This window comes from Brevibacterium picturae, from assembly GCF_900105045.1.
Taxonomy (GTDB): domain Bacteria; phylum Actinomycetota; class Actinomycetes; order Actinomycetales; family Brevibacteriaceae; genus Brevibacterium; species Brevibacterium picturae.
This window is the reverse complement of record NZ_LT629739.1, coordinates 2,865,470-2,888,852: the sequence shown is the minus strand read 5'-3', so window position 1 is coordinate 2,888,852 and position 23,383 is coordinate 2,865,470. Positions and strand designations below refer to the sequence as shown.

The 23,383-nt window shown below is 64.1% G+C and carries 24 protein-coding genes and 1 pseudogene; 12 read left to right on the top strand and 13 right to left on the bottom strand.

Features of this window, described 5'->3' with window-relative positions:
- Nucleotides 1-19 precede the first annotated feature (19 nt).
- From BLT92_RS13275 to BLT92_RS13250, 6 genes are all read right to left on the bottom strand, one after another.
- Nucleotides 20-1,651, bottom strand: coding sequence for a long-chain-fatty-acid--CoA ligase (locus tag BLT92_RS13275; protein ID WP_092106268.1), 1,632 nt, complete (start codon nucleotides 1,649-1,651; stop codon nucleotides 20-22).
- Between the two features lie 270 nt (nucleotides 1,652-1,921).
- Nucleotides 1,922-2,680: an enoyl-CoA hydratase-related protein gene (locus BLT92_RS13270; protein WP_092106266.1), complete on the bottom strand. Its 759-nt coding sequence runs from the start codon at nucleotides 2,678-2,680 to the stop codon at nucleotides 1,922-1,924.
- A gap of 164 nt (nucleotides 2,681-2,844) precedes the next feature.
- Nucleotides 2,845-3,843 (bottom strand): cytochrome c oxidase assembly protein, encoded by a 999-nt coding sequence (locus BLT92_RS13265; RefSeq protein WP_092106264.1) that lies wholly within the window; start codon nucleotides 3,841-3,843, stop codon nucleotides 2,845-2,847.
- A 204-nt stretch (nucleotides 3,844-4,047) separates the two neighbouring features.
- Complete coding sequence (locus BLT92_RS13260) at nucleotides 4,048-4,617, bottom strand: GNAT family N-acetyltransferase (RefSeq protein WP_092106262.1); 570 nt, start codon at nucleotides 4,615-4,617, stop codon at nucleotides 4,048-4,050.
- On the bottom strand, nucleotides 4,617-5,774 hold the full coding sequence (locus BLT92_RS13255) for a trans-sulfuration enzyme family protein (protein ID WP_092106260.1): 1,158 nt from the start codon (nucleotides 5,772-5,774) through the stop codon (nucleotides 4,617-4,619). Before BLT92_RS13255 ends, BLT92_RS13260 begins: the two co-directional genes overlap by 1 nt.
- Before the next feature lie 130 nt (nucleotides 5,775-5,904).
- Nucleotides 5,905-6,822, bottom strand: coding sequence for a LysR substrate-binding domain-containing protein (locus BLT92_RS13250; protein WP_092106258.1), 918 nt, complete (start codon nucleotides 6,820-6,822; stop codon nucleotides 5,905-5,907).
- Nucleotides 6,823-6,908: 86 nt separating this feature from the next.
- Here BLT92_RS13250 and BLT92_RS13245 point away from each other — a divergent pair, with 86 nt between their 5' ends.
- From BLT92_RS13245 to BLT92_RS13235, 3 genes are all read left to right on the top strand, one after another.
- Entirely contained in the window at nucleotides 6,909-8,030 is a 1,122-nt protein-coding gene (locus tag BLT92_RS13245) for a YeiH family protein (protein ID WP_092106256.1), read from the top strand.
- Between the two features lie 207 nt (nucleotides 8,031-8,237).
- The gene (locus BLT92_RS13240) at nucleotides 8,238-9,599 is read left to right on the top strand and encodes an NAD(P)/FAD-dependent oxidoreductase (protein WP_092106254.1); all 1,362 of its coding nucleotides are present in this window, start codon (nucleotides 8,238-8,240) and stop codon (nucleotides 9,597-9,599) included.
- 182 nt (nucleotides 9,600-9,781) lie between these two features.
- Nucleotides 9,782-11,200: an SLC13 family permease gene (locus BLT92_RS13235; protein ID WP_092106252.1), complete on the top strand. Its 1,419-nt coding sequence runs from the start codon at nucleotides 9,782-9,784 to the stop codon at nucleotides 11,198-11,200.
- Between the two features lie 92 nt (nucleotides 11,201-11,292).
- Here BLT92_RS13235 and BLT92_RS13230 read toward each other — a convergent pair whose 3' ends face one another.
- Entirely contained in the window at nucleotides 11,293-11,880 is a 588-nt protein-coding gene (locus BLT92_RS13230; protein ID WP_092106250.1) for a GNAT family N-acetyltransferase, read from the bottom strand.
- Nucleotides 11,881-12,049: 169 nt separating this feature from the next.
- Here BLT92_RS13230 and BLT92_RS13225 point away from each other — a divergent pair, with 169 nt between their 5' ends.
- On the top strand, nucleotides 12,050-12,376 hold the full coding sequence (locus BLT92_RS13225; protein ID WP_092106248.1) for a GNAT family N-acetyltransferase: 327 nt from the start codon (nucleotides 12,050-12,052) through the stop codon (nucleotides 12,374-12,376).
- Here BLT92_RS13225 and BLT92_RS13220 read toward each other — a convergent pair.
- The gene (locus BLT92_RS13220) at nucleotides 12,322-12,828 is read right to left on the bottom strand and encodes a DUF2306 domain-containing protein (protein ID WP_092106246.1); all 507 of its coding nucleotides are present in this window, start codon (nucleotides 12,826-12,828) and stop codon (nucleotides 12,322-12,324) included. The genes BLT92_RS13225 and BLT92_RS13220 overlap by 55 nt on opposite strands.
- Before the next feature lie 202 nt (nucleotides 12,829-13,030).
- Between BLT92_RS13220 and BLT92_RS13215 the strand changes: the two genes are divergently transcribed.
- The 4 genes from BLT92_RS13215 to BLT92_RS13200 all read left to right on the top strand — a co-directional run bounded on the left by BLT92_RS13215 (nucleotide 13,031) and on the right by BLT92_RS13200 (nucleotide 16,538).
- Nucleotides 13,031-13,705 carry a MerR family transcriptional regulator gene (locus tag BLT92_RS13215; RefSeq protein WP_157691440.1) on the top strand — a complete coding sequence of 225 codons (675 nt, stop codon included), beginning with the start codon at nucleotides 13,031-13,033 and terminating at the stop codon, nucleotides 13,703-13,705.
- 102 nt (nucleotides 13,706-13,807) lie between these two features.
- The gene (locus tag BLT92_RS13210; protein ID WP_092106242.1) at nucleotides 13,808-15,265 is read left to right on the top strand and encodes an NAD-dependent succinate-semialdehyde dehydrogenase; all 1,458 of its coding nucleotides are present in this window, start codon (nucleotides 13,808-13,810) and stop codon (nucleotides 15,263-15,265) included.
- Between the two features lie 74 nt (nucleotides 15,266-15,339).
- Nucleotides 15,340-16,032, top strand: coding sequence for a putative immunity protein (locus BLT92_RS13205; RefSeq protein ID WP_092106240.1), 693 nt, complete (start codon nucleotides 15,340-15,342; stop codon nucleotides 16,030-16,032).
- Nucleotides 16,029-16,538, top strand: a complete 510-nt coding sequence (locus BLT92_RS13200; protein ID WP_092106238.1) for a putative immunity protein — start codon at nucleotides 16,029-16,031, stop codon at nucleotides 16,536-16,538. Before BLT92_RS13205 ends, BLT92_RS13200 begins: the two co-directional genes overlap by 4 nt.
- 101 nt (nucleotides 16,539-16,639) lie before the next feature.
- Here BLT92_RS13200 and BLT92_RS13195 read toward each other — a convergent pair whose 3' ends face one another.
- The 3 genes from BLT92_RS13195 to galU all read right to left on the bottom strand — a co-directional run bounded on the left by BLT92_RS13195 (nucleotide 16,640) and on the right by galU (nucleotide 20,226).
- Nucleotides 16,640-18,571 (bottom strand): hypothetical protein, encoded by a 1,932-nt coding sequence (locus tag BLT92_RS13195; RefSeq protein ID WP_092106236.1) that lies wholly within the window; start codon nucleotides 18,569-18,571, stop codon nucleotides 16,640-16,642.
- 73 nt (nucleotides 18,572-18,644) lie between these two features.
- Nucleotides 18,645-19,241: a GNAT family N-acetyltransferase gene (locus BLT92_RS13190; protein WP_092106234.1), complete on the bottom strand. Its 597-nt coding sequence runs from the start codon at nucleotides 19,239-19,241 to the stop codon at nucleotides 18,645-18,647.
- Between the two features lie 82 nt (nucleotides 19,242-19,323).
- Nucleotides 19,324-20,226: a UTP--glucose-1-phosphate uridylyltransferase GalU gene (gene galU / locus BLT92_RS13185; protein WP_092106232.1), complete on the bottom strand. Its 903-nt coding sequence runs from the start codon at nucleotides 20,224-20,226 to the stop codon at nucleotides 19,324-19,326.
- A gap of 47 nt (nucleotides 20,227-20,273) precedes the next feature.
- Here galU and BLT92_RS13180 point away from each other — a divergent pair, with 47 nt between their 5' ends.
- Both BLT92_RS13180 and BLT92_RS21130 read left to right on the top strand, forming a co-directional pair.
- On the top strand, nucleotides 20,274-20,999 hold the full coding sequence (locus BLT92_RS13180; RefSeq protein WP_092106230.1) for a 5-formyltetrahydrofolate cyclo-ligase: 726 nt from the start codon (nucleotides 20,274-20,276) through the stop codon (nucleotides 20,997-20,999).
- A 217-nt stretch (nucleotides 21,000-21,216) separates the two neighbouring features.
- Nucleotides 21,217-21,357, top strand: a pseudogene (locus BLT92_RS21130) (FmdB family zinc ribbon protein); the annotation flags it as partial.
- A 14-nt stretch (nucleotides 21,358-21,371) separates the two neighbouring features.
- Here BLT92_RS21130 and BLT92_RS21125 read toward each other — a convergent pair.
- A complete protein-coding gene (locus BLT92_RS21125) occupies nucleotides 21,372-21,578 on the bottom strand; it encodes a hypothetical protein (RefSeq protein WP_331712252.1) in 207 nt (68 codons plus the stop codon).
- Nucleotides 21,579-21,709: 131 nt separating this feature from the next.
- Between BLT92_RS21125 and BLT92_RS13170 the strand changes: the two genes are divergently transcribed.
- Together BLT92_RS13170 and mscL are read left to right on the top strand one after the other, a co-directional pair.
- Nucleotides 21,710-22,339, top strand: coding sequence for an SAF domain-containing protein (locus tag BLT92_RS13170; protein WP_092106226.1), 630 nt, complete (start codon nucleotides 21,710-21,712; stop codon nucleotides 22,337-22,339).
- Between the two features lie 192 nt (nucleotides 22,340-22,531).
- Entirely contained in the window at nucleotides 22,532-23,008 is a 477-nt protein-coding gene (mscL, locus tag BLT92_RS13165; protein ID WP_092106224.1) for a large conductance mechanosensitive channel protein MscL, read from the top strand.
- A gap of 131 nt (nucleotides 23,009-23,139) precedes the next feature.
- On the opposite strand, the gene BLT92_RS13160 is transcribed toward mscL, so the two are convergent.
- Nucleotides 23,140-23,379, bottom strand: a complete 240-nt coding sequence (locus tag BLT92_RS13160; protein WP_157691439.1) for a hypothetical protein — start codon at nucleotides 23,377-23,379, stop codon at nucleotides 23,140-23,142.
- Nucleotides 23,380-23,383: the final 4 nt, after the last annotated feature.

Below are 23,383 nucleotides of genomic sequence, written 5' to 3'. Positions count from 1 at the left end.
CTACCTCTGGACTTGAGCCTTACTTCTCGTCCCAGTTCTTGCGCAGCAGCTTCTTGTCGAGCTTGCCCACCGAGGTGCGCGGCATCTCGTCGACGACATTGACCTCATCAGGCATCTGCCACTTGGCGAAGCGCTCACGCAGCGTTTCGACGATGGACTCACGGGTCACCTCGGCGCCGTCATTGGCGACGACATAGGCCACCGGTCGCTCGTCCCATTTCTCGTCGGGGACGCCGATGACGGCCGCTTCCTTGACGTCGGGGTTGTCGAGGATCGCGTTCTCCATGTCGATCGAGGAGATCCACTCGCCGCCGGACTTGATGACGTCCTTGAGGCGGTCGGTGATCTTGAGGTAACTGTGCTCATCGATGACGCCGACGTCACCCGAACGCCACCAGCCGTCGAGGAAGCGGTCCGCATTGTCGGGCAGCTGGAAGTAGGATTCCGTGATCCACGGACCGCGCATGACGATCTCGCCCACGGACTTCCCATCGCGGGGCATTTCCTCACCGGTCGGGTCGACGATCTTGACCTCGACGCCGATGATCGGAAGGCCCTGGTAGCGCTTCAGATCCCACTGCTCGTCCTCACTGAGGTCCATCCCGGACTTGAGGCCCCAGTTCGTCGTCGCCAACGGGGTGGTCTCGGTGGCACCGTAGCCGTGGATCACCTCGGCGCCGGTGATCTCCTTGAATCCACGCATCATCGACAGCGGAGGTTCGGAGGACCCGGAGACCAGGCGAACTCCGCTGAGGTCCGGCGTCTGAGGCATGTTCTTCATCATCTCCAGCATCGGGGTGAAGATCGCGGGCGCGCCGTTCGCCAGCGTCACCTTCTCCTCAATGAAGGCCTTGCCGATGGCGCCGAACTCCTCGGCTGCGAACTTGCCGGGCAGGACGAGCTTCGCGCCCGCTGCGACCGCATTCTGCGGGAAGCCCCAGGACAGCACGTGGAACATCGGGGTGATGGGCATGACGCAGTCCGTGAAGTCTGCGTGAAGTGCGGCCAGCCCGCCCATGGTGTGCAGGTAGATCGAGCGGTGGGAGTAGTAGACGCCCTTGGGGCGGCCTGTGGTTCCGGTCGTGTAGCCGGCATAGGCCGCGGTCTTCTCGTCGACGACAGGCCAATCATAGGTCTCGGGCTTGTCGGCGATGAGGTCCTCGTAGAAGACGACATTGTCCAAGGAGGTCTCGATCTCCGAGGAGGACTTGTCTGTCATCACGACCCACCCCTTGACGTCGAGCTTCGGGGCAAGCGACTCGGCGACGTGGAGCAGGGACTCATCGACGAAGATCCAGTCGGACTTCGAGTGGCTGACGACGTAGGCGAGGTCTTCCGGGGCCAGGCGCAGGTTGAGCTGGAGCATGGTGGCGGCCACACCGGGCACCGAGAAGTAGAGCTCGAGGTGGCGGCGGGAGTTCCAGTCGATGACGCCGACCATGGAGCCCGCGCCCACGCCGAGTTCGTCGAGGCCGTGTGCCAGCTGAGACATCCGCCTGTATTCGTCGGCGTAGTTCGATCGGCCCCAGGACCCGTCGGATCGGCGGTAGACGACCTCGGATTCGCCGAAGACCGTCGCGGCATGGCGGATCAGGCTGGTGGTGTTGAGCTGGTAGCTGTCACCGAGGGTGGATGGAATGCCTGTAAGCATGAGACTCCTTTGGTCATCGTGGTGGTGCTGAAGGGTGGTCGTGCTGGAGCGTGGTGGTGCTGGTGGGGTGGAGTATGTGTGCGATTGTCGGGGGTGCATGGTCCGGGTCAGTTCGAGCAGTCAGAGCACCTCGGTATTCGGGTCGCTTTCATCGCCAGACTATCCCGGCAGGTGACGCCGATCACAATCTTTGCCGCAACGTTACCAATTAGAAACTCGCAGGCTCCGAGGTGCGGGCTGGCCGACCGCTCACTCCTGCGGGTTCGCTGACTACTCGCCGGTGAACGTCGGGCCGCGCTTCTCCATGAAAGCTGCGACCCCTTCGGCGAAGTCCTGGCTGGCCCGCAGTGATGTCTGCCCGTTGAGCTCACGGTCGAAGGCGCCGTCGAGCTCCGTCAGAGTCGCCGAATTGATGGCGTCCTTCGAGGCGGCGAAGGCCAGGGGTGCACCCTGCGCCCACTGCGCCGCGATCTCCTGTGCCCGGTCGAGGTGCTCGCCCGCCGGTGTGACCAGGCTGGCCAGCCCCCAGTCGGCCGCCTCCTTCGCCCACACCTTCTGTGCCGTCAGCGCCATCTTCATGGCTCGGTGTCGTCCCGCCGAGGCGGCGACCAGTGCGGTTGCTCCGCCGTCGGGCATGAGGCCGATCTTGGTGAACGCCAGCATCAGGTAGGACTCTTCGCTCATGATCGTGTAGTCGCAGGCCAGCGCCAGGGAGCAGCCGATGCCTGCGGCCGGGCCGGAGACCGCTGCAATGGTCGGAATCGGCAGGTCGATGATCGAACGGATGATGGCGTTGGCTTTTTCCAGCCCGAGCCCGCCGCCCTGCACCGACCCCTGCAGGTCGGCGCCCGAACTGAACGACCGATCGTTGCCGGTGATGATGGCCACCCGCGCCGAGGCGGCCGCTTCGGCGACAGCGTCACCGATCGCCTCCATGGACTCCCGAGTCAGCGCATTGAGGCTTTCGGGGCGATTGATCGTGACAGTCACGACCCCATCTTGCAGGTCGGTGAGAACACTCGAGGTCAAAGCGACTCCTCTTGGTTGGCGCTGGATGACTGATCTTTCACCCCAACTTTAACGCACGATAAGTTGACCTGGGTCACACGTCTCAGCAGAGACCGGGCGACAGGGGCGGACCCGTTGTCACGTCGGACCGCCGTGGTGTTGCCACGTTCGCCGGGCCGCTGTGGTCACGCCCTGTGGCGTTGGTCGCGCTGATCCACCTCGGCCAACGAAGCCAAATAGGCGTTGTAGTCCCGCAGCGTCGCATCGCCGTCCCTGGCAGCCTGACGATCGAGCCGGCGACTGAGGCGCTCATCAGATCTCTGCCATTTGAGCACCAGCACCCCGAGCATGATCAGCGTCGGGATCTCTGTGAATGCCCACGCGATGCCACCGCCGAGGAACTGGTCGTCCAATGGATCGATACCCCACATCGGCATGTGGTAGAAGTCTGTGAGCAGGGTCGTCGACATCATCACGACAATGCCGAAGAACGCATGGAACGGCACGGTGGCCACGATCTCGAAGACCTGCACAACGGTGGGATCGATGCGAACTTTCCGCTTGCTGCTGGTTCGCGGTGAGGGGTCGACTCCGAAGATGTTCCAGAAGTAGAGCATCCCGATGGCCACGAAGTGGATGAACATCAGGTTGTGTCCCCACATCGTCGACATCAGCCAATCGAAGGCAGGCGTGAAATACAGCCCGTACAAGCTCATCAGAAACAACAGGGTGGTCACGACCGGGTTCGTCAGCACACGCATGACGGGACTATGGACGATCGCAAGGATCACCCGGCGCGCATTCCACCGACCTGACCCGGCCGGCAGGACACGCAGCATCAGCGTGATCGGTGCGCCCAGAACCAGCAGGATGGGGCTGAGCATCGACAGAATCATGTGTTGGATCATGTGCATGCTGAACAGCGCCATGCCATAGCCGTTCAACGCCGTGCCATCGACGAGGATGACGGTGGCGATGCCCAGGGTCCACCAGATGAGCCGCGATATCGGCCACCGCACTCCGCGGCGGTGCAGCAGCCACACGCAGAAGAGATACAGCACCAGGCCGAAGGCCGCGACAATGACGATGATGGGGATCGGCTGCGGGTGCCAGTCGATGACTCGCAGGAACGTCGGCGGGAGCGTCGGGTGCCACATCACTCCGCTCATCCCGTGCTCATGCATGATCGCCGCCTCCCGCGTGACATCTTCAGGCCATGACTTCTACGCGTCGTAGAAGTGCGTTGCGGTACCACCGTACGCCTGATGCGGCGGCACGTCACCCGCTCAGGCCAGTGACGTGTCCGGCCTCGCAGCCCGCTCAGGCCAGTGACGTGTCCGGCCTCGCAGCCCGCTCGGGCCAGTGACGTGTTCGGCCTCGCAACCCGCTCAGGCCAGCGCGACGGTCAGCTGGCTCGCGGTCAGAGCCCGGTCGGCGAAGACCAAGCGCATCGCCTCAGGATCGGGGTTGCCTGCGTCCGGGGCACGATGCCGCAGGCTCAGACCGACCTTCTCCGCCACTTTCTGTGAGGCCACATTGTGTTCGAGGAGGTAGGCGATGACCGGCAGCTCAGGCTTGAGTTCCTGGGCACGGGAGATGGCCAGACGCGAGACCTCGCTGGCATAGCCGCGTCCCTGAACCTCTGGCCTGAAGCGGTAGCCGAGGTTCCAATGCGCCTCGACCCGGTCCGGGCTCCACTCATCGGCCAAAGGCATGCGCCTCACGCCGCAGCCGCAGGTTCCGAGCACCGGACCGCCTTCCGATTCGCGGACGATCCAGATCCCGAGACCATCGATCTCCCAATCGGCGATGCGCGTGAGCAGGAACGCCTCGGCTTCCTCCCGCTTCGCCATCCGACCGCTGGGAAAGTGCGTCCAGACACGGGGATCGCTGTAGATCTCGAATACCTCGTCCAGATCCTGAAGACCGGGCCGGTCGAGCACGAAGGGCTCAGTCATCAAGGGCTGTGGGCAGTGCGGAGTGCCGCGTCGAGGTCGTTCCACAGGTCGTCGGCGTGTTCGATGCCCACGCTCAGACGCAGCAGACCATCGGGGACCGACTCCGGTTCCGAGGCATTGCGCCGACGGCGTTCGATGAGGGACTCCACTCCGCCCAGGGAAGTGGCCGGCGTCCACACCCGGACCGCCTCGGCGACGGCTGTGGCCTGTTGCGCGGTCTGGGTGCAGAAGGCGACGACCGCACCGAATCCCGACAGCTGCGCTGCCGCACGCTCATGCCCGGGATCGCCGGGCAGGCCCGGGTAGCGGGTCTCGACGACGCTGGGGTGCGAACTCAGGCGTTCGGCGATGAGCGCGGCATTGGCCTGGGCTCGCTCCATGCGCACCGACAGCGTCCGCAGTCCCCGCAGCGCCAACCAGACTTCGAAGGGTCCGGCGATTGCTCCCCGCAGTGAGCGTTCGCTGTGAAGCCGCTTGTGCAGATCTTCGCTGCTGGTCACAGCTGCGCCGAGAACGACGTCCGAGTGTCCGGCGAGGTATTTGGTGACGGAGTGGACAACGACGTCTGCCCCCAGGTCGAGCGGTGTCTGCAGGAGCGGAGTGGCGAAGGTGTTGTCGACGACGGTCAGGATGCCGCGATCGCGCGCGGCGGAGATGAGTGCGGGTGTGTCCGCGACTTCGAGCATCGGGTTCGTCGGAGATTCGATCCACAGCATCGCCGAGGCGGCAGCAACGTCATCGAGTGCGTTGACGACGGCTGCGGTGTCGGCGATGTCGACGGTGGTGAGGGTGAATCCGCTGCGTTCGGCGAGCTCTCCCGCGGACTCCAGTGATCCCTGGTAGCAGTGTCGGGGCATGATCAGAGTGCCATCGCGAGGGACCAGGCTGAGGGCAGCGGCGATCGCGGCCAGTCCCGAACCGAAGACCAGTCCGGGCAGTTCGGCATGTTCGAGTTCAGCCAGTGCCTCTTCGAACGGAGTCCACGCCGGAGTCGAGAACCGACCGTAGACATAGTCGGAATGATCGATCTCGCCGCTGCCGACGAAGGTCGAGGACAGTTCGATGGGAGGGTTCACCGAGGCGCCGTCGCGGCGGTCCGGGCGGCCCGCATCGACGAGGACGGTTTCGGGAGCATAGGAGGGTACTCGGGAGGTCATCGTCCCAATATATGCCGTATGCCGACGACTCCGCATTGACGTCTCAATCACATCTCAGGCGTGCTCGCGGATCTCAAACGTGCTCGCAGATCTCAATCGTGCTCGCAGATCTCAATCGTGCGCGCAGATCTCAGTCGTGCACGCGCACCATGTGCTCCAGCAGTGCTCTGGCCCCCGCTGAAAGTCGACGACCGGGCGACCACACCGCGTGCAGCTCGCGATCAAGGGAGATGCCGGCCTGAACCGGAAGCGGGACCAGGCGCCGAGCACTGAAGTCATCGCGCAATGCCAGCTCCGAGAGAACGACCGGCGCGAGGCCGGTGGCCGCGGCGATCTTCAGCGCCGAATTCGACGCATACTCTCCCGCCACGCTCGCCCCACCGACCTGTGCAAGGGCAGCGTCGAGGACCTCTCTCGTTCCCGATCCGACCTCTCTGACCAGCAGCGGAATGTCCGCCAGCGCAGCGGCGCCGATCGGCGTGGTCCATGCGGTGGCGAAGTCGGGGGCAGCCGCTACCATCAGGCGATCGTGTCCGACCACCTCGGCGGGAAGATCCTGCGGCAGAGACACGGACTCGATGAGACCGAGGTCGCAGCGCTGCTCACGTACGGCCGCGATGACTGCGGCCGAGTTCTCGACTGCCAGGCCGACATCGATGTCGGGATGTGTGACGGTGAATGTCGTCAGATACCGGGGCAGCAGGTATTCGGCCACGGTCAGCGAGGCGGACACGCGCACGGTACCGGCCCGGTCATCCTGGATGGCGCGGGTTCCCGCGTTGAGATCGGCATAGGCGTCGAGGACCTTCGAGGCCCACTGCGCAACGGCGTGGCCTTCGGCGGTGAGCTCGGTTCCCCGCGGCGAGCGCCGCAGCAGCGGCACCTTGAGGTCCCGCTCGAGGTTGCGCAGGCTGCGAGAGGCGTTCGGCTGGGCCAGCCCCATCGCCTCGGCGGCCTGCCCGATGGACTGAGCGCTCGCGCTCAGAGTCACCAGCAGCCCCAGAGCCGGAAGCTCGGGCCAGTCCTGCATTCTGCTGAGATCCCGCATACATCAATGATGCCATATCAAGCCGATATGGGTTGGTCCGTTATTGCCGTCTACCGGATTCCAGTGCCGATTGACAGACTGAACTCATGAATAGAGTTCTCCGTCTGCTTCCCGGTTTGGCAGTCGCCGCGCTGGCCACCGCGATCGCCTGGCCCATCTCCATGATGGCCCCCGTCCTGTCCCCTCTTCTCATCGCCATCGTCCTGGGAATCATCGTCGGAAACGTCCTCCCCGAGCTGCCGCAGACCTTCCGGCCCGGGCTCGACGTCGCGGCCAAGCCTCTCCTGCGTCTGGGCATCGTCGCCCTGGGTGCCCAGGTCGTCCTCGGCGACATCCTCGAGCTCGGCTGGCTGGTCCTCGTGCTCGCCGCCGTCGTCGTCGCCGTCGGCATCATCGCCGGCCTGCTGCTGGCCCGTCCGTTCCGCGTCGATTCGAGCCTTGCGCTGCTCATCGGCTGTGGGTTCGGCATCTGCGGGGCCGCAGCTGTCGCCGGGGTCGAGTCGACGCTGAAGGCGAAGAAGGAGGACGTGGCGGCGGCGATCGGCCTTGTGGTCCTCTTCGGCACCCTGATGATCGCTGTCATCCCCTCGTTGAGCATCGCCTTCGGGCTGACCCCCGACGCTGCCGGCATGTGGGGTGGAGCGTCCACGCACGAGGTTGCGCAGGTCGTCGCGATCGGCGGCATCATCGGTCCCGCAGCTCTCCAGGTCGCCGTCCTCGTCAAACTCTCCCGCGTCATCATGCTCGCCCCGACCGTCGCCGTGCTCAGCATGGTGATGCGCCGCAACGAAAGCCGGGAGCGGGCATCGGTGACATCCCCCGCCGAGGCGGCCCCGCAGTCTTCGTCGACTGCTCAGTCCTCGTCGTCCCCGCAGTCTTCGTCGACTGCTCAGTCCACGTCAGTCCCCCAGGCCTCGCCTCCGCCGTCCGCCCCGGCGGCGGGAAGACGTCCTCCCATCGTTCCGCTCTTCGTTCTCGGGTTCCTCCTCATGGCGGGTCTGCGCACCTTCGGACTGCTGCCTGAGGTCGCGGTCTCCGGCCTGGGCTGGCTCCAGACCGTGTGCCTGGCCATGGCGATGTTCGCCCTCGGTCGCGGGGTGCAATGGCGTTCGCTGAAGAGCCTCGGCGCGGGGCCCATCGGTCTGGCAGCCACGACGACTCTCATCGTTGCCGTGATCGCACTGGGCGGCGCCCTCCTCCTGACCTGAGCACTGAGCTCTCCACCTGACCTGAGCACTGAGCTCTCCACCTGAACTGAATGCTGAGATCAGGTGTCGCGCAGACGAGGATCTCGCTACGATGATCGGCACAGTCGAAGCTGGCCGCGGTCGGCAGTTCGTGCCTCACCGCGGTCGAGGCTACGACCCCGACCGTGGGCGACAGGTCGAATCAGTAGGCAGGCGAAAGGTCCAGCAATGAGCGCGAAGGCGGTAGTCGTCGGCAGCGGGGTGATGGGGGCATCAATCGCCCACTCATTGGCCAAACGCGGCTACGCGGTCACCGTCGTCGACAAGAAACCGGGACCGGCCCAAGGCTCGACCGGAGCCACCAGCGCGATCGTCCGCTTCACCTATTCGCTGCGGGACTCTATCGCCCTGGCCTGGGAGTCGAAGCACCGGTGGGAGAATCTGCGCGAGCATGTCGAAGCACCGGAGTCGGAGCCGGTCGCGGACTTCATCCGCACTGGAATGGCCGTCATCGATATTCCCGGTCTGCTCCCGGCCAATGTGCGGACCGACTTCGAGGACCTTGCGATTCCCTATGCCGAGTGGGATGCGGCCGATCTCGCCCGTGAGCTGCCCGGCGTCGACACCTCGAACCACTTCCCGCCGGTGCGCCCCGATGATCCGGCGTTCCTCGACGAGAGCGAGGAACCCGCGACGGCACTGTACACACCGGACGGCGGGTACATCTCCGACCCGGTGCTGGCTACGGAGAACTTTGTCCGCGCCGCCGGGCGACACGGTGCGACCTTCCTCTACAACGCCGAAGTCCTCGGACTGCAGCACCGAGCCTCCGATGCGAACCGCGACGCACCGGGCGCCGACTGCAAAGAGAGCAGCACCGATCAGCCGAGCCCGACTTGGACCATCAGCCTCGCCGACGGCCGCCTTCTCGACGCCGATGTCGTCGTGAATGCCGCAGGGCCCTGGTCATCGAAGCTCAACGAGCTCGCCGGCGTCGGATCGGACCACGGAATCTCGCTCACTCCCCTGCGCCAAGAGGTTCACACCCTGCCGGCGGAATCGACCGTCATCCGCAGCGACGGCTCCCCCATCCCCGCGATCCTGGACGCCGGCGTCGGAACCTATATGCGCGCCGAGGTGGGCGGGCAGCTTCTCATCGGAGGCACAGAGCCCGAGTGCGACGAACTGGAGTGGATCGACGACCCTGACGCCGTCACGTTGAGCGTTCGTCCCGAGCAGTTCGAGACTCAGGCGCTGCGAGCGGCCAAACGCTTCAACGACATCACGATCCCGAACCGGGCCCGCGGAGTCGTGGGAGTCTACGACGCCTCAACCGACTGGACTCCCATCTACGACCGCTCCGAGGTCGACGGCTTCTATCTGGCGGTCGGCACCAGCGGCAACCAATTCAAGAATGCGCCGATGGTCGGCGAGCTCATGGCAGGCCTCATCGACGCCGTCGAGAACGGCCATGACCACGACGATGATCCCGTCCAGATTCCGCTGGAACGCACGGGACGAACACTGAATCTGGGAACCTTCTCGCGTCTGCGGAATCCGGCGGGAACCAGCGGAAACGTCATGGGCTGAGCTCACCGGAACCCGGCTGATTCCGACCCCGCCGAGCACGCCCGAACACACCCAAGTGCCGATAGACGGGAAATATCGGCCGTTGCCGTGGAAGCAACCGCCCCTGCCCGTACTGAGGTGGTAGTGTCACTCAGCGAATCAGCCAGTTTCGCTCAGCGATATTTCAGCCTTATTGGGGACCCATGCTCGTACAAATCATTGCGCTGTTGATCTTCATCGCACTCTTCGCCATCGGCGCGATCCGCGGAGTACAGATCGGCGTGCTCATGCTCGTCGGCGCGGCCGGAACCGGCCTGTTCCTGACCGACATGACCGTCGATGACATCATCGCCGAATTCCCACTGTCCATCATGATCCTGCTGGCCGGCGTCACCTACTTCTTCGCGATCGCGCAGGAGAACGGGACCGTCGACAAGATCATCGACTGGGCGCTGGAGAAGGTCGGCTCCTCTGCAGTCCTGCTGCCGGCCGTCTTCTTCGTCATCACCGCGTGCATCGCTGCCATGGGTGCGCCCCTGGCCGGTCTGGTCATGATGCCCGTGGGCATGCAGGTAGCCCGCAAATACGGAGTCGACTTCGCACTGATGGGCCTGGCGATCTGCTTCGCCATCGGCGCCGGCGGGTTCGCCCCGACCAGCCTCTACGGCATCGTCACCTACAGCACTGCCCATGATGCCGGAATCGACCTGTCCCCGTTCCTGCTCTTCGGCCTCGCTGTCGGCGTCTACATCGTGATGCTCACCGTCGCCTACTTCATGTTCGGTCGCTCGCTCTTCGGCAAGAAGTCTGCCATGGCCGCGACCGGTTCTGCCCACTTCGGAGCGGACGCTGCCGGGACGAACGAATTCGGAACCACCGGCGAAGGTGCCGGTTCGACGATCTCTCGCGGATCCGCCTCGGCGACCAAGGTGGCCTTCGGTGAGGACGACGAGGACGAAGCCCTCTTCGACTCCTCCAGCTCCTCGGCGAGCGCCGAATCGGGGCCCTTCTCATTTGTGCAGATCCTCACCGTCGTTCTCATGGTCGGCCTCATCGGCTCGGTCGTCGTCCTGGCCGCGTTCGGCAAGGAACCGGACATCGGGCTGCTGTGCTTCCTCTTCGGTGCGATCCTCTCGCTTGCCGATCCCAAGACCGGCAAGGCCGCGCTGCCCAAGATCGACTGGTCGACCGTCCTCCTCGTGGGCGGCATCATCACCTTCGTCGGCGTGCTGCAGAACATGGGCGCCGTCGACCTCCTGGGCGAGGGCGCCAAGGCGATCGGTTCGCCGCTCATCGCCGCCCTCGTGCTCTGCGTGGTGGGCGGACTGGTCTCCGCGTTCGCATCGACGACCGGCATCCTCGCCGCACTCGTGCCTCTGGCGCTGCCGCTCATCGCTGCCGGCGGAGTCCCCGGGTGGGCTCTCATCGCAGCACTGGGCGTGTGCTCGGCCGTCGTCGACGTCTCGCCGTTCTCGACGCTGGGCGCCACGGTCGTGGCCACGGTTCCGGGTGACAGCAAGGCACGGCTGACGCGTATCCTCGTGAAGTTCGGCATGTCGATGGTCATCATCGGACCCATCGTCCTCGTCGGCGGACTCGTCGTGCCGGCCATGATCTTCTGAGGGACACGCCTCCTCCCCGTCTCCCGAGATGCACATGGTGCCCAGCGAATTTCGCTGGGCACCATGTGCGTCTGTCACTGCGTTGATGGCTCTCAGCTCAGCGGCTTGACCAGAACGACGAATTCGAGGTCGTCGACGAGCGGCACACCGAAGCGGTCGTCACCGTAGGGGAAGGGTTCGACCTCTCCGGTGCGTTCATATCCGCGGCGCTCGTAGTAGGCGATGAGTTCGGTGCGCTTGTTGATGACGCTCATCTGCAGCGAGTGGGCGTTCCAGCGTTCGGCCACCCATGCCTCGGCGAGGTTCATCAGTGCCGATCCCACGCCCTGGCCCTGCCCCACCGGGGAGACCGCGAGCACACCGAGGTAGGCGATTCCCTCGACGGGTTCGCGCAGGTAGACGCTGCCCACAGCCTGCCCTTCGGCGGACCGGACGAGGATCATCGACGCATCGGGCTCGGCGAGCATCTCGCGGGCCATATCGGCGTCGAGTCGCTGGCCGCTGAGCAGATCCGCCTCGGTCGTCCACCCCTGCTTCGAGGGCTCACCCCGGTAGGCGGAGGCGACGAGTTCAACGTAGTCGTCGATGTCGTCGAGGCTGAGTTCGCTGACTTCGAAGCCTGTTTCGTGCAGGATCAGCGTGTGAGCATCGACCATGGTGGCTGGGGCGTGAGAGGACATAGGTCGGCTCCTTGAGGATGTCTGGCCGTCGCCGGGAACGGCCGAAAGAACGGGTTGCTCAACAGGTTAGTCGCTCGATGGGGAACACAACTATAGTTTCATGTATCAGGACTGACTCATCCACGTGCTGGCATGGGGATGGCCGACACCTTCGCCTTAAGGAGCGTTCATGGACCTCGAGATCTCGGACGAGACGTACACCTTTGCCCAGGACATCGCGGCGTCTCGCTTCACGGTGAGCCACGACGACAAGGTCATCGGACACGTCGATTACATCGACCGCGAGGCCAGCCCTGATGACACGTCCGAATCCGCAGTGCGCACGTTCACCCACACCGAGGTGTCCCCCGCTTATGGTGGCCGCGGCATCGCCGCACATCTGGTGCGCTTCGCCCTCGAGACCAGCGCCGAGGCGGACCTGAAGTTCCGTACGACCTGTTCCTATGTCATGGAGTTCTTCCGCAAGAATCCCGAATTCGAAGAGCTGCGTGCCTGAGTCGGCACGAATTTGAGAACGTAGCCGACCCAGACCGTGGCGGCGATGACGATTGTTGCAACGGCGCCCCACAGCAGACCCGGGTCGGCGACCGCCAGCTGCGGTATCTCCCTGCCCGGAATGATCGCGGCGAAGGCACCCGCCGTCAGCGCGCCGAGCCATGATCCGATCATCATCCCGATGTGCCTGCGGATGTTTCCTCTCCGGATCGCAATGACTCCGACGGTTGTGGTCCCGAAGGTGAAGATCGCGAGCGCGTGGAAGATCGTGAAGCTGCCGCTGAGGGTGTAGATGAACATGCCGCTCACGCACACGAGGTACATGAGGACGACCCACGATCGCCCGATCCATCTGTGCTTGCGATCCTTGGTCCGCCGGATGATCTGGACAGGGGCCAAGAGCACAACGCCAGAGGCGGCAAGAGCGTGGATTGCTATGAACATCGTCGTCATAGACCTAAGATAGTTTCACTAACCAAGGGCGGCAACGTAGATAGCTAAGCCCTGATTGCTATCCGAGAAACAGTCGCTGACTGCACCGTGCACGCTGACACCACGCTGCCGGGCGGCCACGTCGCCGGGCGGCCACGCTGCCGGGCGGCCACGTCGCCATCCCACGTTGGCACGCAGCCATCCACACCGAATGGGGATCGTCATGAAACTCAGCACCTTGGCGCAGGAGACCGGGGTCTCGACCGCCAGCATCAAGTACTACATCCATGTCGGCATTCTTCCGCCCGGGCGCAAGCGCAATGCGACCACGGCCGACTATGCTCCGGCCCACGTCGACCGGCTCGCGCTCATCACCTGCCTGCGTCGCGAGCTCGGATCGTCGATCGGCTCCATCACCGCGCTGACTCGGGCCATCGACGACGAAAGCCTGGAGAACATCGATCTGATGGGGATCTGCCAGCAGTTGGCGCTGGAGGCGAGCAATGCGCTGTCTCCGGGCACCGCCTCGGCGAGGCCAGGAGATTCAGATTTCGAACACGACATCCGCAACGTCCTCAAGGAACTGGGCTGGCCGGACATCTCGCCGACGGCAGTGACATCGATGGCAGACGTGCTCGAGGAGTTGAGCGCCTCAGGTTATCCCGTCGGGCGCGACACGATCCTCCGCCACATTCAGGCATTGGCCGAGATCGCGGGCAGGAACACCACACCGATCACCGACGCCCTGAGCAGGGACCGGATCTGCGTCGAAGTGATCCGGGGCATCACGATGCACAACAGACTGCTGCTGGCCACAAGCGCACTCGCTCATGCTTCGCTGTCGGCCATGCCTCGAACGTCGCATGAAAACGGACCTCAGACAACGAATTCCGTATAGCTCGCATCGGTGATCACCACTACACTGGTCACAGTTGCGCTCTAGCGTGCATTTCAGCCACGACGCGGCCATGCTTCAACGACCACCAAGGGAGGATCAGTCGTGGACATCACACCGATCATCGACAAGCTCAACACCGGACTGTTCATCAATGGCCAGTGGCGTGATGCCGAGGGCGGAAAGTCCCTCGACGTCCACAATCCCGCGACCGGTGACCGCATCACCACGATCGCCGACGGATCCGCTGCCGATGCCGAAGAGGCCATCAAGGTCGCCGGTGACACCCAGGAGACATGGGCAGCCACCCCTCCACGTGAACGCGCCGAGATCCTGCGCCGCGCCTTCGAACTCCTCATCGAACGGGCTGATGACATCGCCGCTGTCATGACCGCCGAAATGGGCAAGCCCTTCGCCGAGTCCAAGGGCGAGGTCACCTACGGCGCCGAATTCTTCCGCTGGTTCTCCGAGGAAGCCGTGCGCGTCGGCGGCGAATACACCCAGTCCACCGACGGCAAGACCCGCGTCATGGTCTCCCGCGAACCGGTCGGGCCCTGCATCCTCATCACCCCGTGGAACTTCCCCCTGGCGATGGGTACCCGCAAGATCGGCCCGGCCATCGCCGCCGGCTGCACCATGGTGTTCAAGCCTGCGAAGCTGACCCCGCTGACCTCGCTCATGCTCGTCGACGTGCTCATCGAGGCAGGCCTGCCCGCCGGCGTCCTCAACGTCGTCACCTCCGACTCCGCCCGCCGCGTGGTCACCCCGTGGATGGAATCCGGCATCGCCCGCAAGATCACCTTCACCGGTTCCACCGAGGTGGGCATCGGCTTGATCAAGCAGGCCGCCGACAATGTCATGAAGACTTCGATGGAACTCGGCGGCAACGCCCCATTCGTCGTCTGCGAGGACGCCGACATCGACAAGGCCGTCACCGGTGCGGTCCAGGCGAAGATGCGCAACGGCGGCGAGGCCTGCACCTCGGCGAACCGCCTGTTCGTCCACTCCTCGGTCGCCGAGGAGTTCTCGAAAAAGCTCACCGAGCGCCTCGGCGCGATGAAGGTCGGCAACGGCCTCGACGACGGCACCGAGGTAGGTCCGCTGGTCGACCAGGATGCCCTGGACAAGGTGTCATCCCTCGTCGACGATGCTGTGTCCAAGGGTGCGACGATCCTCACCGGCGGTTCGAAGATCGAGGGCAAGGGGTTCTTCTACACCCCGACGGTCATGACCGATGTGCCCCAGGACTCCGAGATTCGCACCACCGAGATCTTCGGACCCGTGGCTCCCATCGTCACCTTCGACACCGACGAGGAGGGAATGGCCTTGGCCAATGAGACTGAGTTCGGTCTGGCCGGCTACCTGTTCAGCGAGAACGTCGAACGTGCCCTGAATCTGGCCGACAAGATGCAGACCGGCATGGTCGGCCTCAACACCGGCCTGGTCTCCAACCCCGCAGCACCCTTCGGCGGCGTGAAGAAGTCCGGACTCGGTCGCGAAGGAGGAAGCGTGGGCATCGAGGAGTTCCTCGAGCTCAAGTACGTGGCCCTGCCCCGCGCCTGAGGCTGACCCTCCACCGGCGGCGTGGCGGTGAGGCTCCGCCCGCGCCACCCGCGCCGAAGCTACAATCGGGCAGTGTGAGCATCGATCGCGAACGAGTGAGTCGACCTCGCGAGGCTGACTTCGCATGGAGCAGGGACGACCTCCGAGCTGTCACCGCATTCACCTCTGCCACCGCCGAAGTGGTGCTCCCTTATTTCGAACTGCGATGTCCCGCGGACACCAGACCCCGGCATGCCCTCGACGCCGCACTTGCCGTCGCCCGCGGCGAACCACGATCACGGGCTCGGCGCGTGAGTGCTCCAGCCGCCCATCGAGCCGGGAGAGAGGCCTCATCCGACGTTGCGTTCCATGCGGCGATGGCCGCCGGAGATGCCGCCGCATCAGCCTATCTGCATCCCTTAGCCGATCTGGCACAGGTCAAACACATTCTGCGCGCACCTGCGCATGCCATCCGAGTCATCGAACTCGCGGATAGCTCAGACGAGTGCTCTGGCCTCGGCTTCTTCGCCGAACACTTCGCGTCGTATGCCACTGTGCAACTCTGCGATGTCCTTCGGCGCTACCCGAGGATCAGTGCGATGTCGGGTGATTCCAACGCGATGTCGAGCCGTTCCGCTGAGCGGCCGGACGATTCTAATGAGAGGCCGGGCCGGACAAGAGCGAACACCAATCACATCAACCGCCTCATGCATGAACTCGATGTGCGGCTTCGCGTTCAGCCGACCGCGCCGAGCAGTCAACCGACCGCGATGAGCGGGCAACCATGATCCTTCCGGAAGTCCGTGACCCGGCGATGGTCACCATTCGCCGCGGAGGCACCCTGAGCGATGACGATCACCGACTGCTGGCACTCTGGGCAGCCGACTGCGCCGAGCACGTTCTGCACCTCTTCGAAGATCAGCGGTCTGATGACCATCGACCGCGCGATGCCGTGGCAGCCGCCCGTGCCTGGGCGGACGGCAGCATGCCCATGATGGTGGCCCGCGCCGTCGGAGGGCACGCGATGGGTGCAGCCCGACCGCTGCGGGGCGCAGCGCGGTTCGCGGCCTATTCGGCAGGGCAGGCAGCGTGCGTCGGGCACGTTGCCGAACATGACCTTGGCGCGGCCGCCTATGCCATCAAAGCGGTCCGCAGCGCGAATCCCGAGGATCCTGCGGCGGGGCGGGCCGAACGTGACTGGCAGAGGGCCCAACTGCCGAGGCGGATCCGCCAACTGGTCCTTGCGGATCAGGACCGTCGTGATTCCATCTGCTGGTTCGCCTTCTCCGACTGATCCAGCCGGCAGTCGTCGAGGCCGATCAGCCTCCGCAGCTGCCGAGGCGGCACCCGCGGTTGTCCGCGCCGTTCAGGTGCGAGTGAAGAAACGTGCCGCGTTCAGGCGCGGCGGCGGGCGAGAACGTCGTCGACGGCGCCCAGCTCGGGGCCCTTGTTGGTCCGAATCGCCTTGCGGCCGTGTTCCAGCGGACTGTCATCACGGGCCGAGTCGCTGAGCTCGGCACGGTAGCCGAGTTCAGCGGCGAACTGAGCCGCGATGTCCTCACGGCTGCGGGCCTCGGTCTCGTACGACTCGTAGGACGAGGCATCGGCCGCCTTCGCCTCAGGGACCGGGTGCTCAACATGTGGGGCGTCAACGTAGCTGGGCACCGGCAGCGGCGTCGGCGACCAGGCATCACGGGCCTGGAGTCGCTGCATGAACGGGTCGCTCACGTTGCCAGTGTCGGCCTTCGACGCTGTCGTCTCGGCACCGGCATCCCTGTCAGAGTCGGGGTCTTCAGCAGAGTCGGTCTCTGCAGTGGGGTCAGCCTGCGGCGCGGCCTCAGCTTCCGACACCGATCCCGCTGCGATGCTCGACTTTGCGGTCGGCGTGGATTCGTCCGCACTGACCTCGGAAGCCGCCTTGGTCGCAGCGGCCTTCTCCGCGGGTGTCTTCTCCGTTGAGGTCTTCTCTGCAGTGGAGGCCTCTGCAGTCTCGGTCGCATCGGCGTCGGCTGCTTCTTCGACGATGGGGATCGGTCCGGTGAGCAGCACCTGACGGGTGGTGTGTCCCTCCGCGGCTTCGTTGCGGATGCGCACGAGCGGAATCTCGCCGGTGTCTGCTTCTTCCCGGTTGTGCTTCGCGCTCGCGTTGCGCTGCATCACGGCGCGCGCCTGGGCAGCCTTCGTCGATCCCGCCGGCCGCGCCGCGGTCGGCTTGGCTTCCGCGGCCTTCGGAGCAGCAGTCGTGGGTGCACCGGTCTTCGAAGCACCGGCCGTCGGAGCTGCCGTCCTCGACGAGGCGGCGGGTGCTTTCGGGGCAGCGCTCGTCCTTTGCGCAGCTCTCGTCTTCGTTGCGCCGTTCCTGGTTTTCGCTGTCCGCCCTTCGATTTCGCGGAGGCGAGCCTTGACTTCGCGCTTGCGCAGGTTGAGCGTACGCACGATGAGGAGGGAGACGATTGCGACTCCGCAGAAGACTCCGGTGAGGGCGACGTGGACGATCGAGAACATCGCGAGCACGCCCGTGACCAGAATGCCGAGGACGAAGGCGAGGAAGAGCAGGGCAAATCCCCGCGTCATCGTGCGCAGCGATTTCATGGACTCGCGCAGAGTCGTTGCTTTCTCAGTCATCGAATGGTCCTCATCAGCTCCGAAGCTCGGATTGGGAATCTGTGTACCTCGTCTGGTCGTCTCTGTTGTGCCTGTGGTGATGGATTCGGTGGATCGTGTGTGCAGCGATCGTGGCTGAGCATGTCCCGGACGGGCGCTTCCCCCAGCTGCGTCACCTCCGTCGGCCGAGCTTCTGCCGTTCGCCCCCTGCGGCGACTGGTTGAATACGGCGTGCACTGCCGGGTGCAGCAGCCGAACATTGTCACTCGTCGCGGATGCCTCATGTGCGCTGTGGCTGAGGCTGTCGAGGTAGGCGGAGCGGGTTTCACCGACGGCGACGGGAAGCGAGCTGCGCTGGTGCTGCTCGTCCGCCTCGGCGGTGGTGGAGCTTGTGTTCGTGGTCGAACTCGAGTCGGTGCGTCCGTCGATGACGGCGAATTCGGGTGCCCGTGCGGAGAGGCTGAGTTTCGGAGCCTCGGTCAGCGGTGCCACGTCGGGACGCGGAACGGTTGGTTCGATGGTCGCGGAGGAGTGAAAGACTCTCGCCCGCTCGGTGTGATCGTGGCCGGGGATCTGGGGATCGGCGGCGACGACCTCGGCCTGTTCTGGAACGGTGTCGATCTCGACTCGGGACAGCTCCGTCGCTGACTTGCGGATCATTGTGGGCACGACAACGGCGAAGACCACGATGATGGCGATAACGACGATGATGCTGGTGTCCACACTGCAACCCTAGATCGCCCGGATCGGCAACGACGTGAAGGACTGTGGTGTGTCGGTCAAACAGGCACCAAGTTCACAAGTTTCTCAGGCTGTGACGGTAGGCGGCGAGGATCCCCTGCGGAACTTCCTCGGCGACCACGGCGAATGTGCGATGGTCACACCAACTGCCGTCGATGTGCATGTACTTCTCGCGCACCCCCTCGTCGCGGAGGCCGAGCTTCTCGACCACGCGCAGGCTTGCCGTGTTCTCGGGTCGGATGTTGATCTCGATGCGGTGCAGGCCCAGGGCGAAGAGGCTGTGGTCGATGGCCATGGCCACAGCGATGGGTGTGATGCCGCGTCCGGCGACTCGCGAATCGATCCAGTAGCCGATCTGTCCGCTGAGGATGGACCCCCAGCTGATGCTGGAGACGGTGAGTTGGCCGCGGAAACGACCGCCGACCTCGATCGCCAACGGCACCGACTGCCCACGTTTAGCCTGCTTGTCGTACATGCGGACCATGGTTCGAAACCCGGGAAGCTGCTGGCCGGGGATCGGCAGCGTCGCATCCCATGGACGCAGCCAATCACGGTTGTGCCTGCGGACTTCTCGCCACTGACTCTCGTCGCGCCTGTGCAGCGGACGCAACACGATGTCGGACTGCTGATCAGTCAGGATGACTGGCCACAAACGGCTGCCTCCGCTCTCGGATGCTCATCGGTGATGCCCACTGGTGCGGGACTGTCCACTGTTGGGGTGATGCGAACGCATATCAGGGAAGCGTTGCGACGTATTCCTTGAGCCAGCTGTTGAGGTCAGCTCCCAGGTCTTCTCGAGAACTGGCGATCTGCACGACGGCCTTGAGGTAGTCGAGCTTGTCGCCCGTATCGTAGCGGGCGCCCTTGAAGACGACCCCGTAGACCCCGTTGCCACCGTCCTCGTCGGTGAGTGTTTGGAGGGCGTCGGTGAGCTGAATTTCGTTGCCGCGACCCGGTTCGGTGGTCTCGAGGACGTCGAAGATTTCCGGCGCGAGAACGTAGCGACCGATGATCGCGAAGTTCGACGGGGCCTCACCCTGTTCCGGCTTCTCGACCAGGCCGGTGACCTTGACGACCTCATCATCGGACGTGGCTTCGACGGCGGCGCAGCCGTAGAGGTGGATCGCTTCGGGAGGAACTTCCATCAGCGCGACGACGCTGCCGCCGGTCTGCTCAGCGACTTCGATCATCTTCGGCAGGATCGGGCTGCGTTCGTCGATGAGGTCGTCACCGAGCAGGACTGCGAAGGGTTCTTCGCCCACATGTTGGCGGCCCTTGAGCACGGCATGGCCCAGGCCCTTCGGGTCGCCCTGGCGGACGTAGTGGATGTCAGCGAGTTCGGATGCGTGACGAACGGCGGCGAGTTTCTTGTCATCGCCCTTCTTGGCCAACGCGGCCTCGAGACCGTCGACGCGGTCGAAGTGGTCCTCCAGGGGGCGCTTGTTGCGACCCGTGATCATAAGGAGATCCTGCAGCCCTGCATCGGCTGCCTCTTCGACGACGTATTGGATGGCTGGTTTGTCGACGACGGGCAGCATCTCCTTGGGGGTCGCCTTGGTCGCGGGGAGAAAGCGGGTACCCAGCCCGGCCACGGGGATCACGGCCTTGCGCACAGTGCGCTGCGATTCATCACTCATGCCGCTCATCTTAACCAATTGTGGTGTCCCGGATTAGGCTGAAGAGCGTGGATACAGAAACTTCGAAGGCGCAATTGCGTGCACTCATACGTACCGACCGCGCGGCTCGGGCTGCAGCGGTCGCAGATTCGGTGTCTGCGAAGTCCGAAACCACGATTGCCAAGGCCGAGTCGTCGCTTGCCGAGGCTGCCTGGCACGTGGTCGAGAGGGTATCGCCGGACACGGATCTGACCGGCTGCTCGATGCTGGCCTACGCCGCCTTGGCCGGCGAACCCTCCCTGGACCCGGTCATCGACCGGTTCCTCGCCCACGGCGGAATCGTCTACCTTCCCGTGGTCACTGCGGTCGGACACGCCCTCATGTTCGGTGCCGTCGCCGAGTCCATATCCACCCTCGAACCTCGCGGGAAGTGGGGAATCCGCGAGCCGTCGCCGTCGCTGACCGCGTCCGATCTCCTATCCGCCGAGGTGGCCCCTGACCTTGTGTTCGTACCTGCCCTTGGTTTCGGGTCCGGTGGTGCTCGCTTGGGCAACGGCGGCGGTTTCTACGACCGCACGTTCGGCCCGCAGGGCGAGGTGCCCTTGGCAGCGCGTGAACACGTGGACGGTGATGACGGTGACCACCACGTTGATGTTTCACCTAGCGGTGTCAGCAGCCAGGTCTACGGTGTCTGCTTCGCGACGGAGCTCGACCTCCCCGGGCTCACCGTTGACCCCTGGGACCTGCAGATCAGCCGGGCCGTGACCGACCGGGGTGTTCACACCTTCGTTTGACCAGAGACGGCAACGAACGAGGGGCCGACTGCACGGTCGACTGCGATTGGTATTCACCCTTTAATGCGCTGGTGCTTACCTTCGATGGCGTGCCGTAGAAACCCACTCATGCGTCCAGGTCTGTGGACAGGACCACGCTTGTGCGAGCCCCTCACCCCGTGCGTTATTCGCGCGGTGCGCAGTGGACTATAATCTTCTCGTCGAAGAAAGGTCTCGAATGCCCGTTTACTCCTACGCCTGCAAGAGCTGTGGCCACGCTTTTGATATCCACCAGGACTTCAGCGATGATTCGCTCACGATCTGCCCAGAGTGCCAGGGACGCTTGAAGAAGGTCTTCGGCACCGTGGGGATCAGCTTCAAAGGTTCCGGTTTCTACGCCACTGACTCTCGCGCGAGCAATTCGAGCACAGTCTCCTCTTCCTCGAACTCTTCACCCGATTCGTCGAACGCGTCCGGCGCGCCGAAGGAATCGTCGAGCTCATCGGATTCGTCCTCGTCGACGTCCAACTCACCGGCTGCCAGCACCCCCGCAGCCAGCAGCACTTCCGCCAACTGACTCGCGAGCGCTGTCCAGATCATCGACTCGCGCGTACATTCACTGTGGATCGGCCGACCACTCATGTGCGATTCGCCTGTGCACACACGACCGTTGCCCACAGGCGCTTTCTGCTCCCTTGATCTGAAACTCTGAGCACAATCAGGCTCAGGGCATGGGAATCATGCGCCGCTTCAGAACCAGAATGTCGACGTGGTCGAAGTCTTCACGGATCAAACCGCAGAGAATCGCCGCAGCAGTCTGCTTCGCCTGCGCATGCGCGCTCGTGGTCTGGATCCTCACCCCCGATCAGGGCGGAACGTCCGTCGTCGTCGCCAACAGGAATCTGCCCCCGGGCTCTGAGCTCCGAACTCAGGATCTGACAGTCGTCGAATTCCCGACACAGCTCGTCCCTGACAAGGTCTTCACCGCGGTATCGGATGCCGAACACAAGCGCACTTCGGCCGGACTGTCCAAGGGTTCGCCATTGACTCAGTCGGCCGTCCTCGACCAGCAGGCGCTGCCGGAGGGCAGCACGGATCTCCTTATGCCCGTGCGTTTGGCCGATAACGCTTCTGCGGCACTGCTGCAGCCGGGACAGCGAATTCGACTATTCAGCTCGCTGCCCGATGGGGGCTCTGAAGTCGTCGTCAAGGAAGTCATAATAGCCCGACTGGTCGACAAGCCCGACGGCATTACATCACAATCAGGGCAGCTTGTTTCAGTGATTCTGTCCTCGGATGATGCTGAGCGGATCGCAGAATTCGCGGGGATGCCGATCAGCTTCGCGATCCTCCCGCAGTGAGTCGCCGCTGACTCAGAAATGACAACAGGCCGACCTCACCGCGCCTTCGTGCGATTAGCTAACAAATCTTTCCAGTGATATGAATCGCATGTCTTCACCGTGCGGGCGAGTTACCAGTGTGTATCATGTAATCGTCATAGAAACGTTGAACATCGCATTATTGTTTACATATACGCCGAAAGGGTGTCTCTAATGCTTAAAGGTTTCAGAGACTTCATTCTCCAAGGGAATGTCGTCGAACTCGCAACAGCAGTGATCATCGGCGGGGCCTTCACTGCGATCGTGACGGCGTTCTCCGACAAGATCATCAACCCTCTGATCGCTGCCGTCGGTGGTGGGGAGGGCCCTGCTCTGTCCTTCACCATCAAGGAAGGCGTCCCGGAGACGACCATTGATCTGGGCGCCGTGATCACCGCAGCGATCAACTTCCTGATCGTCGCCGCCATCGTCTACTTCATCATCATCGTCCCGATGAACAAGCTCAATGAACTGCGCAAGCGCGGCGCTCCCGAGGAAGAAGTTCCTCCGACCACCGAAGACCTACTCGGCGATATCCGCGAAATCCTCCGGACTCAGGCAGCGACCACCGTCGGCGGTCCCGCCGAGGGCCCAGCCAGCACGGCTGGCCCCTTCGACGACACCGAATCGACCGATCCTCCGCGCCACTGATTGAGGCGACCATGGCGAAGGCCCGGTTCCCTGATGGGGAATCGGGCCTTCGCCATTGTCATGCTCTGGTATCCGGTCGCTGGTTTCTGGCTTCTGGCCAGCCGTGTTCGACGGTCACTGGTGACCTCCCGTCACCAATGCGGAGGCTTCTGCGATCTGTAATAGTCGGCGCTGAAACCGTCGTTGCCGGTCTCAGCCTCATTGCGCAGTGTGGCCCGGTATCTGCGTAGGGCCGCCTCCAGGCGCTCCTTCTTCTGCTGTACAGTCTCCTGCTCGTCATCAGCTGCATGTTCAGCGGGGTGATCGGCAGGCTCCGCGTTCTGTGCGCCCTCGTCCTCAGGAGAATGTGACTCGGGGTTCTCGTCACTCATCTCG